At 46.2% G+C, this 17341-nt stretch carries 9 protein-coding genes, 1 tRNA gene and 1 pseudogene; 7 read left to right on the top strand and 4 right to left on the bottom strand.

The window, feature by feature from the left end:
• Positions 1 to 27: 27 nt before the first annotated feature.
• Both rpoB and rpoC read left to right on the top strand, forming a co-directional pair.
• Positions 28 to 3840: a DNA-directed RNA polymerase subunit beta gene (rpoB, locus tag DQN70_RS01185; protein ID WP_036888380.1), complete on the top strand. Its 3813-nt coding sequence runs from the start codon at positions 28 to 30 to the stop codon at positions 3838 to 3840.
• Between the two features lie 78 nt (positions 3841 to 3918).
• The gene (gene rpoC, locus DQN70_RS01180) at positions 3919 to 8253 is read left to right on the top strand and encodes a DNA-directed RNA polymerase subunit beta' (RefSeq protein ID WP_111759311.1); all 4335 of its coding nucleotides are present in this window, start codon (positions 3919 to 3921) and stop codon (positions 8251 to 8253) included.
• A 311-nt stretch (positions 8254 to 8564) separates the two neighbouring features.
• Here rpoC and DQN70_RS09680 read toward each other — a convergent pair.
• A pseudogene (locus tag DQN70_RS09680) lies at positions 8565 to 8678 on the bottom strand (IS5 family transposase); the annotation flags it as partial.
• Between the two features lie 215 nt (positions 8679 to 8893).
• Positions 8894 to 9298: a nuclear transport factor 2 family protein gene (locus DQN70_RS01170; protein ID WP_023936403.1), complete on the bottom strand. Its 405-nt coding sequence runs from the start codon at positions 9296 to 9298 to the stop codon at positions 8894 to 8896.
• 132 nt (positions 9299 to 9430) lie between these two features.
• Here DQN70_RS01170 and DQN70_RS01165 point away from each other — a divergent pair, with 132 nt between their 5' ends.
• A complete protein-coding gene (locus tag DQN70_RS01165) occupies positions 9431 to 9745 on the top strand; it encodes a winged helix-turn-helix transcriptional regulator (RefSeq protein ID WP_036888383.1) in 315 nt (104 codons plus the stop codon).
• A gap of 631 nt (positions 9746 to 10376) precedes the next feature.
• On the opposite strand, the gene recG is transcribed toward DQN70_RS01165, so the two are convergent.
• Both recG and DQN70_RS01150 read right to left on the bottom strand, forming a co-directional pair.
• Positions 10377 to 12479 carry an ATP-dependent DNA helicase RecG gene (gene recG, locus DQN70_RS01155; protein ID WP_042226035.1) on the bottom strand — a complete coding sequence of 701 codons (2103 nt, stop codon included), beginning with the start codon at positions 12477 to 12479 and terminating at the stop codon, positions 10377 to 10379.
• A 188-nt stretch (positions 12480 to 12667) separates the two neighbouring features.
• A complete protein-coding gene (locus DQN70_RS01150; protein ID WP_145980587.1) occupies positions 12668 to 13246 on the bottom strand; it encodes a hypothetical protein in 579 nt (192 codons plus the stop codon).
• 312 nt (positions 13247 to 13558) lie between these two features.
• On the opposite strand from DQN70_RS01150, the gene DQN70_RS01145 reads away from it, so the two are divergent.
• The 4 genes from DQN70_RS01145 to DQN70_RS01130 all read left to right on the top strand — a co-directional run bounded on the left by DQN70_RS01145 (position 13559) and on the right by DQN70_RS01130 (position 17172).
• Positions 13559 to 14728: a hypothetical protein gene (locus DQN70_RS01145; RefSeq protein WP_023936417.1), complete on the top strand. Its 1170-nt coding sequence runs from the start codon at positions 13559 to 13561 to the stop codon at positions 14726 to 14728.
• Positions 14728 to 15468, top strand: a complete 741-nt coding sequence (locus DQN70_RS01140; protein ID WP_042120171.1) for an SAM-dependent methyltransferase — start codon at positions 14728 to 14730, stop codon at positions 15466 to 15468. The genes DQN70_RS01145 and DQN70_RS01140 overlap by 1 nt, the downstream gene beginning before the upstream one ends.
• Positions 15465 to 16916 carry a methyltransferase RsmF C-terminal domain-like protein gene (locus DQN70_RS01135; RefSeq protein ID WP_023940710.1) on the top strand — a complete coding sequence of 484 codons (1452 nt, stop codon included), beginning with the start codon at positions 15465 to 15467 and terminating at the stop codon, positions 16914 to 16916. The genes DQN70_RS01140 and DQN70_RS01135 overlap by 4 nt, the downstream gene beginning before the upstream one ends.
• A 185-nt stretch (positions 16917 to 17101) precedes the next feature.
• Positions 17102 to 17172: transfer RNA gene (locus tag DQN70_RS01130), tRNA-Gln, on the top strand.
• Positions 17173 to 17341 lie beyond the last annotated feature (169 nt).

Here is a 17341-nt window from a genome sequence, read left to right as displayed (position 1 = left end):
GTATTATTATTTAGTCCCGTACCATAGATGGCGTCCATGCAAAAGAATAAGAGAATAAACTTCGCCTCAATTAAGAATCCGCTGCCTTTCCCGGACTTCCTTGAGATACAACTCAAGTCGTTTAGGGATTTTTTGCAGTTGGATACCCCTCCGGAGCGAAGAAAGAAAGAAGGTCTGTATAAGGTATTTGCAGAGAATTTCCCGATCACTGATACTCGAAACAACTTTGTCCTTGAGTTTTTGGACTACTACATAGATCCTCCGAAATATTCTATCGAAGAGTGTCTCAGTCGTGGACTCACCTACAGTGTCCCCCTCAAGGCTAAACTGAAACTTTATTGTACGGACCCTGATCATGAGGATTTCTCGACTGTAATCCAGGATGTTTTCCTTGGCCCTATTCCTTACATGACCGAGTCGGGAACTTTTGTCATCAATGGAGCTGAGCGCGTTGTGGTGTCTCAATTGCACCGCTCTCCCGGTGTGTTCTTCGGGACCAGCGTTCATACCAACGGAACTAAGCTTTATTCTGCTCGTATTATTCCTTTCAAAGGCTCTTGGATCGAATTTGCCACAGACATCAATAATGTCATGTATGCGTACATCGACAGAAAGAAGAAATTGCCTGTGACAACATTGTTGCGTGCTATTGGATACGAATCGGACAAAGACATATTGGAGCTATTTGGTCTTGCAGATGAGATAAAGGTAAACAAGACCAGCCTGAAGAAGAACATCGGTCGTAAGGTAGCCGCTCGTGTAACCAAAACTTATGTGGACGACTTCAGTGACGAGGATACGGGAGAGGTTGTTTCCATGGAGCGAGTTTCGATCGTGGTTGAGAGAGAGGTCGAACTTACAGAAGAGAACATTCAGGACATTTTGGATTCTGGAGCGCAGACCATTGTCTTGCACAAGGATGATCCGGACAATCTTGTAGACTATTCGGTTATTTACAATACTCTGCAGAAAGACCCCTGTAATTCAGAGAACGAAGCCTTGTCTTACATATACAAGCAGCTTCGTAATTCGGATCCTGCAGATGAGGCAAGTGCAAGAGATGTTATTACGAGTTTGTTCTTCTCCGAAAAACGCTACGACTTAGGCGACGTAGGTCGATACAGGATAAATAAGAAGTTCAACCTGAATATTGACCCGGAGATAAGAGTACTCACGAAGGAGGATATTCGTGAGATTATCAAGTATCTGATCGAATTAGTAAACTCAAAGGCTTCGGTGGATGACATCGACCACTTGTCTAACCGTCGAGTTCGGACAGTGGGAGAGCAACTTTATAATCAGTTTGGTGTAGGTCTGGCACGTATGGCTCGCACAGTACGAGATAGAATGAATGTTCGTGACAACGAAGTATTCTCTCCCGTAGATTTGGTCAATGCCAAAACCATATCGTCTGTTGTTAACTCTTTCTTTGGGACGAATGCTCTTTCCCAATTCATGGATCAGACCAACCCTCTGGCCGAAATAACCCATAAGCGTCGACTTTCAGCTTTGGGGCCGGGCGGACTTAGCCGAGAGAGAGCTGGATTTGAGGTTCGTGACGTTCACTATACGCACTATGGACGTTTGTGTCCTATCGAGACACCAGAAGGACCCAACATTGGTTTGATTTCTTCGCTTTGCGTGTATGCCAAGATTAATGAATTGGGATTTATCTCGACACCTTATCGTACAGTAAAGAACGGTAAGGTGGATTTCTCTAAGTCAGGCCTTGGCTATTATACTGCAGAGGAAGAGGAAGAGAAGACAGTGGCTCAAGGGAATGCTCCGTTGAATGAAGAAGGATGCTTTGTTCGCGACCAAGTTAAGTCTCGTTATGGATCGGACTTCCCTGTGGTTGCCCCCGAAGAAGTCGATCTGATGGACGTGGCCCCTACCCAGATTGCCTCTATTGCAGCTTCTCTTATTCCTTTCTTGGAGCATGATGATGCCAACCGAGCTTTGATGGGATCGAACATGATGCGTCAGGCTGTGCCACTTCTTCGTCCGGAAGCTCCTATTGTTGGTACTGGGATCGAGGCTCAGCTTGTACAAGACTCTCGTACACAGGTAGTAGCAGAGAGAAATGGCGAGGTCGTTTTCGTTGATGCTTCTTGTATCAAGATTAAATACGACAGAACAGAGGAAGAGGACTTCATCAGCTTTGACGATGCTGTTGTGACCTATTCTCTCCCCAAGTATCGTAAGACGAACCAAAGCACAACAATAGACCTTCGCCCGACTTGTCGCAAAGGAGACCGTGTAAAACCCGGCCAGATCCTTACCGAAGGTTACTCTACACAGGGAGGAGAGTTAGCTCTCGGACGCAACGTGCAGGTGGCTTATATGCCATGGAAGGGCTATAACTATGAGGATGCTATTGTGCTGAATGAGCGCATGGTAAGGGAGGACTTCTTTACTTCTGTGCATGTAGATGAGTATACCCTCGAAGTGCGTGAGACAAAGCGTGGCTTTGAGGAGCTGACTAGCGATATTCCCAATGTAAGTGAAGAGGCGACAAAGGATCTCGATGCTAATGGTATTGTGCGTATCGGAGCTCGGATTAAGCCGGGAGACATTCTCATTGGTAAGATCACTCCTAAGGGCGAATCCGATCCGACTCCAGAAGAAAAGTTGCTTAGAGCAATCTTCGGAGAGAAAGCCGGAGATGTGAAAGATGCCTCTCTCAAAGCGACTCCTTCACTTTCGGGTGTTGTCATCGATACCAAACTCTTCTCCAAAGTCGTAAAGAAGAAGCCCAGAAGCCAAGAGAAAAATATAAAGGAAGAGCTCGATAAGATCTACGAAAAGCGTCAGCACGACTTACGTCAGCAGTTGATTGAGAAGTTGGTTGTCCTGACCAAGGGCAAGACGTCTGCCGGGGTGCAAGACTACTTGAAGGTAGATATTATCAAGCCGGGTGCCCGTTTTGCTAGAAAAGATCTTGAGGCAATAGATTTCAATCAGGTGCAGCTTTCCGGTTGGACGAATGACGAGCATACCAATGACTTGATAAATGCCGTTGCTGTCAATTATATCCGCAAGTCTAAAGAGATAGAGGCGGAACTGAGACGTCGCAAGATAGACGAGACAATAGGAGATGAACTCCCCATTGGAATTGTACAAATGGCCAAGGTGTATATTGCCAAGAAGCGTAAGATACAGGTAGGGGATAAGATGGCCGGACGTCACGGAAACAAGGGTATCGTATCGAAGATTGTACGTCAGGAAGATATGCCCTTCATGGAAGATGGGACACCGGTAGATATCTGTCTGAATCCGTTGGGTGTACCTTCGCGTATGAACCTCGGACAGATATTTGAAGCCGTTTTGGCTTGGGCCGGGCGTCGTCTCGATGTTAAGTTTGCCACTCCGATCTTTGATGGAGCTTCCCTGGAGGATATGAACGAGTGGACAGACAGGGCCGGTTTGCCTCGCAATGGTAAGACTTATCTCTACGATGGAGGGACAGGTGAGCGTTTTGATCAACCGGCTACTGTCGGGGTTACCTACTTCTTGAAGCTCGGGCACATGGTTGATGATAAGATGCATGCACGCTCGATTGGTCCATACTCTCTTATCACTCAACAACCTTTGGGCGGTAAGGCTCAGTTTGGGGGACAACGTTTCGGAGAAATGGAAGTTTGGGCCCTTGAAGCTTTTGGTGCTTCTCATATTTTGCAAGAGATCCTCACCATTAAGTCTGATGATGTGGCCGGTCGTTCCAAGGCTTATGAAGCAATTGTCAAGGGAGACTCAATGCCCACTCCCGGTATACCGGAGTCGCTCAATGTCCTTTTGCATGAGCTCCGTGGGTTGGGCTTGAGTTTCAGATTGGATTGATGCCTTTTTGCCGATTCTCCGGGAATAGGATTCTCCTCTCTGAGAGTCGGCAGAGCATACTAATAACACATAAGGTATATGGCTTTTAAGAAAGAAAATAAGATAAAGAGCAATTTCTCCCGTATCACTGTGTCTCTTGCTTCCCCGGAAGAGATTTTGGAGAACTCGTGTGGAGAAGTTCTTAAGCCCGAAACAATCAATTATCGTACCTATAAGCCTGAGCGAGATGGATTGTTCTGTGAACGTATCTTCGGACCGGTAAAGGATTTCGAGTGCCATTGTGGTAAATACAAGCGTATTCGCTATCGTGGTATTGTTTGTGACCGTTGTGGTGTAGAGGTAACCGAGAAAAAAGTGCGCAGAGAGCGCATGGGGCATATCTTGCTAGAGGTGCCGGTGGCTCATATTTGGTATTTCCGTTCCTTGCCCAACAAGATTGGCTATTTGTTGGGATTGCCGACTAAGACCCTGGATGCTATTATCTACTATGAGAAGTACATTGTAGTACAACCGGGTATCGCTGCCCATCTGCTTCGTGAAGAGGAGGAAAAACCTCTTTCAGCAATGGATACTCTAACGGAGGAGGAATATCTCAATTTGTTGGATGAAGTCTTGAAAAAAGACCCCACAAATCAGGAGCTACCCAATACCGACCCGAATAAGTTTATTGCCAAAATAGGGGCTGAGGCTGTTTATGACCTTTTGCAAAGGGTGAACTTGGACGAGTTGTCTTACGAATTGCGTTACAGTGCAAATCATGGCAATTCGCAACAGCGCAAGAATGAAGCTCTTAAACGCTTGCAGGTAGTTGAGAGTTTCCGCTCTTCAGCACATATCAATAAGCCCGAATGGATGATCATGAAGGTCATTCCTGTAATTCCACCGGATCTGAGACCTCTGGTTCCATTGGATGGAGGACGCTTTGCAACTTCCGATTTGAATGACCTTTATCGAAGAGTTATCATACGTAACAATCGCCTCAAGAGGCTCATCGAGATAAAGGCCCCGGAGGTTATTTTGCGCAATGAGAAGCGTATGCTTCAGGAAGCTGTAGACAGTCTTTTTGATAATAGTCGCAAGAGCAGTGCCGTAAAAGGGGATAACAATCGTCCTTTGAAGTCCCTTTCTGATAGCTTGAAGGGCAAGCAAGGGCGTTTCCGTCAGAACTTGCTGGGTAAGCGTGTTGACTACTCTGCGCGTTCGGTTATCGTGGTTGGGCCCGAGCTGAAGATGCATGAATGCGGTCTGCCAAAGGATATGGCTGCAGAGCTGTATAAACCGTTTGTGATACGTAAGCTGATAGAGCGAGGCATTGTCAAGACAGTCAAGAGTGCCAAAAAGATTGTGGATCGCAAAGAGCCACTGATTTGGGATATTCTGGAGAATGTCATGAAAGGACATCCGGTGCTGCTTAACCGTGCTCCTACTCTTCACCGATTGGGTATACAGGCTTTTCAACCCAAGATGATTGAGGGTAAGGCCATTCAGTTACATCCATTGTCTTGTACTGCTTTTAATGCGGACTTCGATGGAGACCAGATGGCGGTACACTTGCCTTTGGGTACGGAGGCTGTGCTTGAGGCCCAGATTTTGATGCTTGCCTCTCATAACATCCTTAACCCGGCCAATGGTGCCCCTATCACAGTGCCTTCTCAGGATATGGTATTGGGGCTCTATTATATCACCAAGCTCAGACCCGGAGCCAAAGGGGCCGGCCTCACTTTCTACGGACCTGAAGAGGCCACGATAGCCTACAATGAGGGCAAAGTTGATTTACATGCTCCGGTGAAAGTCCTCGTGGAAGATCGAGTAGACGGTGCTCTTGTGACTCGTATGGTCGAGACTTCTGTTGGCCGTTTGATGGTGAATGAGCTTGTTCCCGAGGAAGTTGGGTACATCAATGAACTGCTGGGTAAGAAAGCTTTGCGAGATATCATTGGTTTAGTAATCAAGATCTGTGGTGTGGCCCGAACAGCTCAGTTCCTGGATGATATCAAGAACCTTGGTTATTACATGGCATTCAAGGGAGGATTGTCTTTCAATCTTGGAGACGTGATTATTCCACAGGAGAAGCAAAAGTTGATCGATGAAGGCTATGAAAAAGTGGCCGAAACGATGAACAACTACTCTATGGGGTTCATCACAAACAATGAGCGCTACAACCAGATTATCGATACTTGGACACATATCAATGCTAAGTTGTCTAATGTGCTGATCGATCATCTGGCCAAGGATAACGAAGGCTTCAACTCGGTGTTCATGATGATGGACTCCGGGGCGCGTGGTTCTAAGGAACAGATTCGTCAGCTATCCGGTATGCGCGGCCTGATGGCTAAGCCTCAAAAGAGTGGTGTAGAAGGTGGGCAGATTATCGAGAACCCGATTCTTTCGAACTTCAAGGAGGGACTATCGGTATTGGAATACTTTATCTCTACTCACGGAGCGCGTAAAGGTTTGGCGGATACAGCTCTTAAGACAGCTGACGCCGGTTATCTGACACGTCGTTTGGTCGATGTCTCTCATGATGTGATTATATCTGAGGAGGATTGCGGTACTCTTCGTGGATTAGTCACTGGAGAGCTGCGTAAGAACGAAGAGGTTGTTGCTTCTCTCTACGATCGTATACTCGGTCGTGTATCGGTGCATGATGTTGTACATCCGAATACCGGGGAAATCCTTGTTCATTCTGGAGAGGAAATTCGTGAGCAGCAGGCTCAGCTGATTCAGGATTCGCCCATTGAGACCGTTGAGATTCGCTCTGTACTTACTTGTGAATCTAAACAAGGAGTTTGTGCCAAGTGCTATGGTCGTAATTTGGCTACAAACAAGATGGTGCAGCGAGGAGAAGTTGTCGGCGTGATTGCTGCTCAGTCTATTGGAGAGCCAGGTACACAGCTTACTCTTCGTACTTTCCACGTTGGGGGTATCGCTTCTAATATCGCTACGGAAAACAGCATGATTTCTAAGTTTGATGCTGTACTTGATTTTGAGGAACTACGAATCGTGGATGTTGAAGACTCTGATAAGCCTTATTCAGTGGTTGTGAGTCGAATGACAGAGATGCGTCAGGTGGATCCCAATACTGGTATTGTGTTGGCGACACACAATGTTCCCTATGGAGCTAAGCTCTACAAACAGAAGGGCGATAGTGTGAAGAAGGGCGATGTGATATTTGAATGGGACCCCTTCAATGCTGTTATTGTCTCTGAGTCTGATGGTAAACTGGAGTTTGAGAACTTCGAGGAGAATGTTACCTACAAAGTGGAATCTGACGATACAACAGGACTTCGAGAGAAGATCGTTATCGAATCGAAGGATAAAACAAAAGCTCCGTCAGTAACGGTTATCGATGCTAATGGCAATCCTCAGCGCACTTATAACCTTCCGCTTGGTGCACACGTAGTCAAAGATTCTGGCACCATGGTTAAAGTAGGGGAGACATTGGTGAAAATCCCACGAGCCATAGGCAAGTCAGGGGACATCACCGGAGGTTTGCCTCGTGTGACAGAGTTATTTGAAGCACGTAATCCAAGCAACCCGGCTGTCGTCTCTGAGATCGATGGTGAGGTTACTTTTGGTCGTATTAAGCGAGGTAATCGTGAGATCACGGTGACTAGCAAACTCGGAGAGGTGAAGAAATACCTTGTGCCTCTATCCAAGCAGATTTTGGTGCAGAGTAACGACTTCGTGCGTTCCGGTACCCCTCTTTCTGATGGTGCCATCACTCCGGCTGATATTTTGGCCATCAAAGGTCCGACGGCTGTACAAGAGTACATCGTTAATGAAGTGCAGGATGTTTACCGTTTGCAGGGTGTAAAGATCAATGACAAGCACTTCGAGGTGATCGTTCGCCAGATGATGCGTAAGGTAGAGATCATGGATCCGGGAGATACTCGTTTCTTGGAGCGCCAGATCGTGGATAAGCAGGAGGTTATGGAAGAAAATGACCGCATTTGGGATAAGAAGATTGTTGAAGATGCCGGAGACTCCCAGAACTTCAAACCGGGGCAGATCGTAACTTTGCGCAAATTGAGAGATGAAAATTCAATGCTCAAACGCAAGGATTTGCGTCCGGTGGTAACCAGAGATGCTAAGCCAGCTACTTCTAACCAAATCCTGCAAGGTATTACTCGGGCTGCGTTGCAGACAACCAGCTTTATGAGTGCTGCTTCTTTCCAGGAGACAACCAAGGTGCTTAATGAGGCTGCGATCAACGGAAAGTCCGATACGCTTGAAGGTCTCAAAGAGAATGTGATCTGCGGTCATCTCATACCTGCCGGAACTAGTCTGCGCGCTTACGACAAGCTGATCGTGATGCATAAGGATGATTACGAGAAGGTGCAAGCCGAGAGCAAGTTGCTTACTACTCTTCCTGAGAAAACCGAGCGAGAAGCAGAGGCTGTAGAGGCTTGATACATTTAGAGAGCTAAGTTCTCTTTCTCTTTCTGATTCATAAGAAGTTGGCCAATGGAATAAACATCCATTGGCCAACTTCTTTTTTTGAGAATGAAAATGCATTAAAACAAGCCATTGTATGGACCACAACGATCTTTTGATTGTTCTCTCTTTCTTGAGACCATTGGAGACCATTGCGCAATAGAAAGTCGGTAGCCTTGTTCTTTCAGACCGTGTTTTGCTATTTGAGGTCGTGTTTTTCAGCTGTGATATTCTCCTCCTTTACCCCGATCTTGTGGAAAATCGCCACAAGGTCGGGGATTTTGTGCTTATTTGGCAGTTTGAAGCACAATAAGCCTTGGCATACGCATGAGATTGTACGCCATGGCTTCAAGGATACTCTGTGTATGTGTCTTGTCTAACCCTCGGTAGCGGCATCTTCCCCGAGAACCACCGGAGACCATTGCATAGCACTCTGTGCCTTTGTTCGTGAGTTGTAGTAAAAACAGATGAGACAGTTGAATATGAAAACAGGTAGCAAGAAGCACTCTTCTTACTGCCTGTTTCTTATGGCGGATTATTGTACCACCGAAAACCTGTTGTATACTCCGCCTTTGTTGTGCGATGACAGTTCCAAGTTTACACTAAGGAGGGGCTGTCAGTCTTGTGCCAACGCTGTCCAAAATTGATCTTCTTCGTCAATTCTCTCAGAAAAAAGCCACACCTCCTTTATCAAGTCATTATCAAAGCGAAAGAGATCTACTCCTTTCATTTCTATCGAATGTCCACTTGCAGATACCATAAAACCAATAGACGCTACAACTAAGTCTCCATTTTCCGTTATGTAATCCACGTGGTTGATGGCGAAAGTACCATTGCTCAATTGAGCCATTCTTCCCAAATGAGCGAAAACACTCTGTTTCCCGTTGTAAATGCCTGACAGTGTACCTTCTCCCGGCTGATGCCATATCAAATTATCGGAAAGTAATGCTCCTACTGTTTCAAAATCACCCTGTGCTAAAGCAGTGTAAAATTGGCTCACTTTTTCAGTTTTCTTTTCCATAGATCTGTGTTTTACTTATTGAAATCACTGTAAAGTAATGCCGATGCTTTATAATATACAAGTACATACAATATTGTATGATACATACTATATTGATAGATTTGCTGATTATCAGTAGTAAAAGACTTTATTATGGAAAGAAAAATTTCGGACAACGAATGTCCTGTGCGGAAGTCAATGCAGATTTTCGCTGGAAAGTGGACTCTGCTCATCATTTTCCAAATCAATCGAAGGATAATCCGTTACGGAGAGCTCAAACGAGCGATTCCCGGCATAAGTGAGAAGATGCTTATTGATGAACTGAAATTTCTTTGCAGCAAAGGATTGGTCAAAAAGAAACACTATCCGGAGGTTCCTCCCAAAGTGGAGTACTCTCTCACACCATTAGGCGAAAAAGTATTGCCTATTATTGATGAGATCGCCAGATTTGGAATGGAGAATTTGTGAGCCATAAGTTCCTCTACAAATAGACCTTGTTTGGGAGAGTGTAGCGTTCCCGTGAGTGCTATATAACATTTTGCTTGCTAGCGCATATTGCTTGGAGACAAACCAAAGACAATTGAATTGTCATACTGTTAAACAGGAAAATGAGACTGCATCAAGATTCAATTTTGGCTCGGTCTCTTTCCCTGACTCGGGTATAATGAATCTTTCCATCCCTTGCAATCTATATCTATAATTCCTAATCAAGAACGGGAGAGAATAAAGAGAGGCTAGGGACTCGATGTCGTATAAAGTTTATAGGTACATAGATAATAAAGACAGAAAATGAACTGGGATGATGCAGGCAATGCGAGTAAGACTACAAGAGAGAGTGGATAAAAAGAAAATGACTCAAGCTCGTATATTGATCGGATATAATCGTTCCAAATTCGAGTGTAACTCTGCACACAATAGGATTGTTCTTTCTGCGTGTAGTCAGCTCATTGCTTCTGTATACAATTGGGTTGTTCCCTCCGTGTGTAATCAGCTTATTGCCTCTGTATACAACAGGGTTGTTCCTTCTGTATGTAATCAGATCATTCCCTTTCCACGGAGATAAAAACAACAATGAGTGCACAAAGCCTTGAGAGAGTAATCAACTGATATTGCGGTAATCTTCGTCTGTGTGCCTATTGAGATACTGCAGATGCTCTCGAATGAGGGAGTTTTTTTGTAAAGACAGTTTGGGGTCTTCTGAGATAACTTCTTCGGCTACATGACGAGCCAACGCAACTAACTGTGCATCTGTAGCCGGGTTGGCTATTTTCAGTGTCAGTTCACGCCCACTTTGTCGAGTCCCCTCTATTTCACCGAAACCTCTTTGGCGCATATCCTCCTCAGCAACTACAAAACCATCGTTCGTTTCACACATTACCTCAATTCGTTTCTTTGCGTCGGATCCCGATTTTGTGTCAGTGATCAGGATGCAATAGCTCTGCTCTGCCCCACGCCCCACACGTCCTCTTAATTGGTGCAGCTGAGAGAGACCAAAACGCCCGGCGTCCTCGATAATCATTACCGTGGCATTGGGAACATTCACTCCTACCTCTATGACGGTTGTAGCCAAGAGTATTCGCTTTTTTCCCGAGACAAAAGCAGCCATGGCAGCTGCCTTATCACGTGCATTCATTTTTCCATGTAACCAGCCGACTTTTTCTGAGCCGAAGACAGCTGAGTAGAGTTCGTAGCCCTCTTCCAAATTTTTGTAGTCATCTTTCTCGCTCCCCTCTATCATGGGAAAAACGACATAGGCTTGTCTGCCCGCCTGAAGCTGACGATGCAGAAAATCGAAAACGGTATGTATATCGTTGCTGTAGCGGTGGAGGGTGAGTATCGGTTTGCGGCCGGGAGGCAACTCATCGATTACGGAGACATCCAAATCGCCATAGAGAGTCATTGCCAGAGTACGAGGAATAGGGGTAGCAGACATGATGAGGACATGAGGAAGTCGCTCTAAGTTCTTGATCCATAGCTTGGCTCTTTGTTCAACTCCAAAGCGATGTTGCTCATCAATCACAGCCAATCCCAATCGCTTAAATCGGACAGTTGGCTCAAGCAAGGCGTGGGTGCCGACAACGATGGGAGCCTCTCCGGATAGCAATCGAGGAAGTAATTTCTGTCGTTGAGTCTTGGTTGTAGAGCCGGTGAGCAGGGCAACTTCTATCCCCAGAGGGCTGAGTAATTCGCTGAGTCCTTCGTAGTGTTGTTGTGCGAGAATTTCAGTAGGAGCCATCATGGCTGTCTGACAACCATTGTCCAATGCCAGTAACATGGAAAGCAGGGCAACCATCGTTTTCCCACTGCCCACATCTCCCTGTACCAATCGATTCATTTGGTGCCCACTAAGGGTATCTCGACGTATTTCCCTGAGCACGCGTTTTTGTGCATTCGTCAGTTCAAAAGGAAGATGTTCGTGATAGAAGGTGTTGAATAGATTTCCCACTTGCTCGAATACTTCCCCTTGAAACACTGTCTTGCGTTTGTGTTTCCTGCCTACGAGTTTGAGTTGCAGGTAAAAGAGCTCCTCGAATTTGAGCCGAGCGCGGGCATATTCCAGATCACGGCTGTTGCGAGGAAAATGCGCCAGAGTGATAGCCTCGGTATAGGGCATTAGCCCATACCGTTTTATAAGGTCTTCCGGTAAAGTCTCTTCTAAATGCCCTTTCACCGATTTGAGTAGAAGAAAAACCAGCTCCTGTATCTTTCGAGAGTGCAGTCCGGCTCTTTTCATGGCATCGGTGGTGTTATACATAGGCATCAAACCTCCGGTAATACGCTCTGCCGAACTTTCTCTGTCTATTTCTGGATGGGCAATGTTGAATCCATGCCGATAGAGAACCGGCTTCCCGAAAATGATGTATTGTGCACCGGCCGGGTAGAGCTGTTCTATATAGCGATAGCCCTTGAACCAAACCAGCTCTATGGAACCGTATTCGTCTGAAAAAATGGCTGTGAGTCGTCGTTGTCGGCCATTGCCAACTTCTTCGTAACGACGGATATAGCCTCGCAGCTGCACATAAGGCATCTCTGCGTGAATCTCTCTTGTGGTATAGAAGCGTGAGCGGTCTACATAGCGGTAAGGGAAATACTGCAGCAGATCGAGTTTGTTCTCCACTTCGATCTCTTTTTTCAGCACTTCGGCACGTTTGGGGCCGACCCCTGGCAGATAAGCTATGTCTTGCTTCAGCAGGTCATTCATTACTACGGAGGAACTACTCACACTAAGTCCCGAAACAAAGGTAGAGACTATTGTGAGACCTTGGCCCTTTTCATTGTCCATAAGTACGTTCCCTCCATTAGAAAGGGCGAAGTACAACACAAGCCACACAGCCGGAGCACCGTCCGCTGTGAGGCAGTCAGAAAAGGCTTAAGTAAAAAAGAGCAGCTTCAGCGAATGACGATAAGCTCTATTTCCCCATGGGCATCCAGGGCTTTGTCTTGTGCCAAGCCGATACTTGTAGATGGTATGCCGGAAGACTCCAAGGCTTGCTTGATTTTATCCATCCGTATTGGGATGAGAAGATCTGCAGGCTTGTAGCTTGCCCGAATGACGATATAACCATATTGCCCGCGTTTAAATCCATCAGATAGGCAGGCTATTTCCGTCAGTACTTCGGGAGACAGATTTCTGTTTTTGTCCTGAAAAGGGACATCCATAGACCATTGATGGTATTTTGCAGATTCGGTCAGATCAAGAGGTTGTACCGGCAAATCACGTCTGAGTCGATTGATGACAGATTGCAGCTTTTCCGGTTGAGCCAAGGTGGTTGCTAAGGACGCTGTATCGTTTTTCAACTCAACAAGAGATAAGACTTTGGATACGAAAGGAGAGAGCTTTTGTGCCTCTATCAGGTAGATATTCTCAGCAGCGATAGGGTAGGTGTTTTCTCCCTGCCGAAGTTGGGCGAAGCTGGCTGTACAAGCCAAGCATAGAGCCAACAGTGTAAGTATTATTCTTCTATTCATCTCTGCGACAAAGGTATAAATCATTTCGAGATAGATGCTACATGGGTTTATTCCACCATCTCTCTATGTCCGTTCGAGGATTGAGTACGGGACTGACAAAATGATAGTTGTACTCAACCTGATAGGATAGTGGCTTGTTATAGCATCACAGTCCCCAAAAGTAAATATCCGAATGCGGGCAACCTTTTTCGGATATGTGCTGTGTCTCTTTCTCTTTCTTGGAATAGAGAAGATGGTGGAAATCAGGATTTAGCACATCTGAGTCAGTTACAGCAGAATAAATATAGAAGTCGTATTAGCGACCCTTGAGGTATGAAAACATCTTGTCCATTCTCCAGTAGTATTCACCCGGCAGAGGGCTTATTGCCTATTTTGTGGGTGGCATGGGGATTGTTGTATATCCAGCCGGGCTTGGTGTTGCTTATTGGTTTTGCTCTGTGCTTTGCTTTGGGCTTACGTTATGCCTTCATGCGCAAACCACTCTGTATGCATACGGCTCTTTTGGGGCCTGCCTTGGCTGTGTTGTTGTCTCTGGCAGTATCCATATTGTGGGAGATAGAGCATAAATCCCACTTACAGCTCGTGTGGCTATCGACTTTTGTTGCTTATTCTCTGATCGAACGATTGTCCGTTTTTCTATACAGGAGAGTCTCGGCAAAAAGTCGTCGGAAGGAGAAGCATAAGGACCAGTCGCAACGCTTGTACATCGCATCCGAGCAGCTCTTGTGCCATTGCTTGCTCTGTCTGTCTTATTTGCCGGCTATCTTGTTGAACTCAATATGGAATGGAGAAGAAACATCGTCGGATCCGGTACTGTATGTAGCCCCGATTGCTACCCTCCTTATCATAGGCTATGAGCTGACTCGCCATTGGCTGTTGCGTAGCCGTTTACATCAGGAAGAATGGCTGCCTTTGCTCAATAGTATGGGTATTCGGGTGGGTCTTACAGCTCGTTCCTCCCTTCATCGGTTCGAAAATCCTCAGCTCTACTACTTGCCCACTGTGAGGGTATTGACGGTTTGTAATGATATGATTTATCTGGAGAGCCGTAAACCGACTGATATTTGTCCGGTGGGAGGATACGACACGCCTTTTCAGAACTTTCTGTCCGATGGGGTAGAGCCGAGTGATTTGGCCGCCTCGATGGTGTACAATCGTTTTTGTGGAATACATCGTCCCCAACCTAAGTGTTTGTTGCACTATAGTTTGGATGGGCAAGAGTGTGGGCGATACATATACCTTTTCATACAACAGATAGAGGCTCCCGATCTTTTACTTTGTCACCAAAGCCCCTGCGAAGGCAAATGGTGGCCTATAGATCAGATAGAGCAACATCTGAATACCCGGACGATTGCTCCCTGTCTCAAAAGTGAATTGCCCTATATATGCCATACTGTGCGTTTGGCCGAACAACTTCGTCAAGCACATGTCGAGAAGCAGTCTCAGCCGGCTTCTTCTTCCAGTCCTAAAATTCTCTTATGATGAATAATCATACGACAAACACCTCCACAGATAGTCGTCCCGGTACTGTCTATCTTATTCCCGTCCCTCTTTCGGAAGGTCCCCTTGATCACGTCTTACCGGCCTATAATGTAGAGTTGCTGGCGCATATACGTCACTTCGTTGTGGAGAATGTGCGTTCGGCCAGACGTTTTCTCAAACTTGCAGACCGCAGTATAGATATTGATAGCCTTCATTTCTATGAATTGAATAAGCACAGTTCTCCCGAAGACGTCGGGAGCTATTTGCATCCATTGGAAGAAGGCGAAGATGTAGGTATGATCAGTGAGGCCGGTTGTCCGGCTGTAGCAGACCCGGGAGCCTTGCTGGTAGCTGCTGCACATAGGGCCGGTTATAGGGTTTGTCCTCTGATTGGGCCATCAAGTATTCTTTTGGCTTTGATGAGCTCCGGATTCAATGGGCAGAGCTTTTCTTTCCATGGCTACTTGCCTATAGATGAGCGAGAGCGACGACAGGCTCTGCAACAGTTGGAGCAAGCTGTAGATCGCCATGGATCCGCACAGATATTTATCGAGACTCCGTACCGCAATGAAAAACTCGTAGACGACCTTTGCCGTTGCTGCAAACCTTCGACCTTACTGTGCATAGCTTCCGATATAACCGGCAGCCGGCAAATGATTAAGACTCAAAGCTTGGGTAAGTGGAAAAAGCATAAACCCGAGTTACACAAAATACCCACCATATTTATATTAGGTAAATGATACATCTTCCTCCATTACCCAAAGGCTTTGCAGCCGATATGCAGGAGTTGCTCGGTGAAGAAGAATCCCAGCAATTGCTGCATGCCATAGAACAACCGCCTACGATAGCCATACGTATGCACCCATACAAAGCCACAACAGGCTTGATACAGTGTGCTCTTCCTTTTTCTGAGGTCTACAATAGCCCTTACAAAAGAATCCCTTGGTATTCTCCTTGGGGTGTGTATTTGCCGGAGCGACCTTCTTTTACGGCCGATCCTCTCTTTCACGGAGCTGCTTATTATGTTCAGGAGCCCTCTTCCATGGCTTTATCACTTATTCGCCCTCTGCTGGGAACGGCTCCGATTACTGCTCTCGACCTATGTGCTGCTCCGGGTGGTAAGGCGACTCTTCTGGCGGATATTTTACCGACAGGCTCCACACTGGTAGCTAATGAAGTGGTATGGAGCCGTGCTGGTATTTTGGCAGAGAATATGCGTAAGTGGGGTTATTCGCATACTATTTGTTCCGCTGCGGAACCTTCTGTTCTGAGCCGATCGGGCGTTTCTTTCGATCTTATTCTTGTCGATGCTCCCTGTTCGGGTGAGGGTATGTTTCGCAAAGATCCTGATTCTCGTCTCGAATGGTCTCGAGAGCGGGTAGCTCAATCGGCCAAGAGAGCCCGAGAAATTTTGGATGAAGCTTGGAAGATGCTCAAGCCCGGTGGCTTGTTGGTTTATTCGACTTGTACCTACAATAGACAGGAAAACGAAGAGAATGTTGCATATCTGCTCAATGAGCTGGGGGCTAAGCCGGTAGAGCTGGATACCTCGCACATTGCCGAGATGGAGGCTGCAAGGAGAGGGATATCGGGCTATTCGTCTGCTACGACAACTTTCCGCTTTATGCCACATCGTACTGAGGGAGAAGGAATTTTTATGGCTCTTGTGCGCAAAGAAGATCAAGATGTTTCTATGGCTCACCGGAAGAGCAAAAGAAACGACAAGCAGCACAAAGGCTTGGAGGATATCCCTCTGCATATACGACAATGGCTTACTCATCACGAAGATTTTGTATTCCGGAACATGGCGGATGGCTTTATCCATGCTATTCCAAAACCGATAATCCCTGTATTAGAGCAATTGGAGTCTGCCAACATTAGGCTTATTATGGCTGGGATAGATTTTGCCGAACTCAAGGGGCGCAATTATGCCCCGGCTCCGGCATTGGCTTTCTCTATAGATCTTGATTTTGAAGCCTTCGATCGTGTAGATCTTTGCCGAGAAGAAGCGCAGCACTATCTGCAGAGACAGGCTATTTCCTTGCATCCGGAAGCTAATAAGGGCTATCTGTTGATTACCTATGCCGGTCTGCCATTGGGTTTTGTCAAGAATGTGGGCAATAGAGCCAATAACCTTTATCCGCATGAATGGCGCATCCGTATGGATCTGAGCAATGCATCCGACTGAAGACTGTACAATGCTCTCTCTTGATGAGCTGGTGAGGAAAGTGTCGATTGGAGAGACCCGTCTCTCTCCGGCCATAAGCTAAGGCGGTAGTCCTTCGGTCAGGGTATTGCGGGGAAAAAATACTTACACTACCTTTGCGGTGCATTTCGGGGTTCCTGTCAAGCAGACCCGAGGAGCTTTGGGCTTGTCTCATGGTGTAATGGTAGCACAACAGGTTTTGGTTCTGTTTGTCAAGGTTCGAATCCTTGTGAGACAACTTTAGAAGGGGCGGTGACGCCCCTTTTTTTGTATTCTCACCTTTGGACTTATCATACGATATAGTGGTTGCTGCATTCTTTAGTATCATATCGTTGCACAAAACTGCATGGGATCAGTATTTATTATTATATAGTGCAAAATATATATGTGTATACATTAAAAAGAGT

This window comes from Porphyromonas crevioricanis (assembly GCF_900476255.1).
GTDB lineage: Bacteria > Bacteroidota > Bacteroidia > Bacteroidales > Porphyromonadaceae > Porphyromonas > Porphyromonas crevioricanis.
The sequence above is the reverse complement of the archived record's forward strand: the minus strand, read 5'-3'. Positions and strand labels throughout refer to the sequence as shown.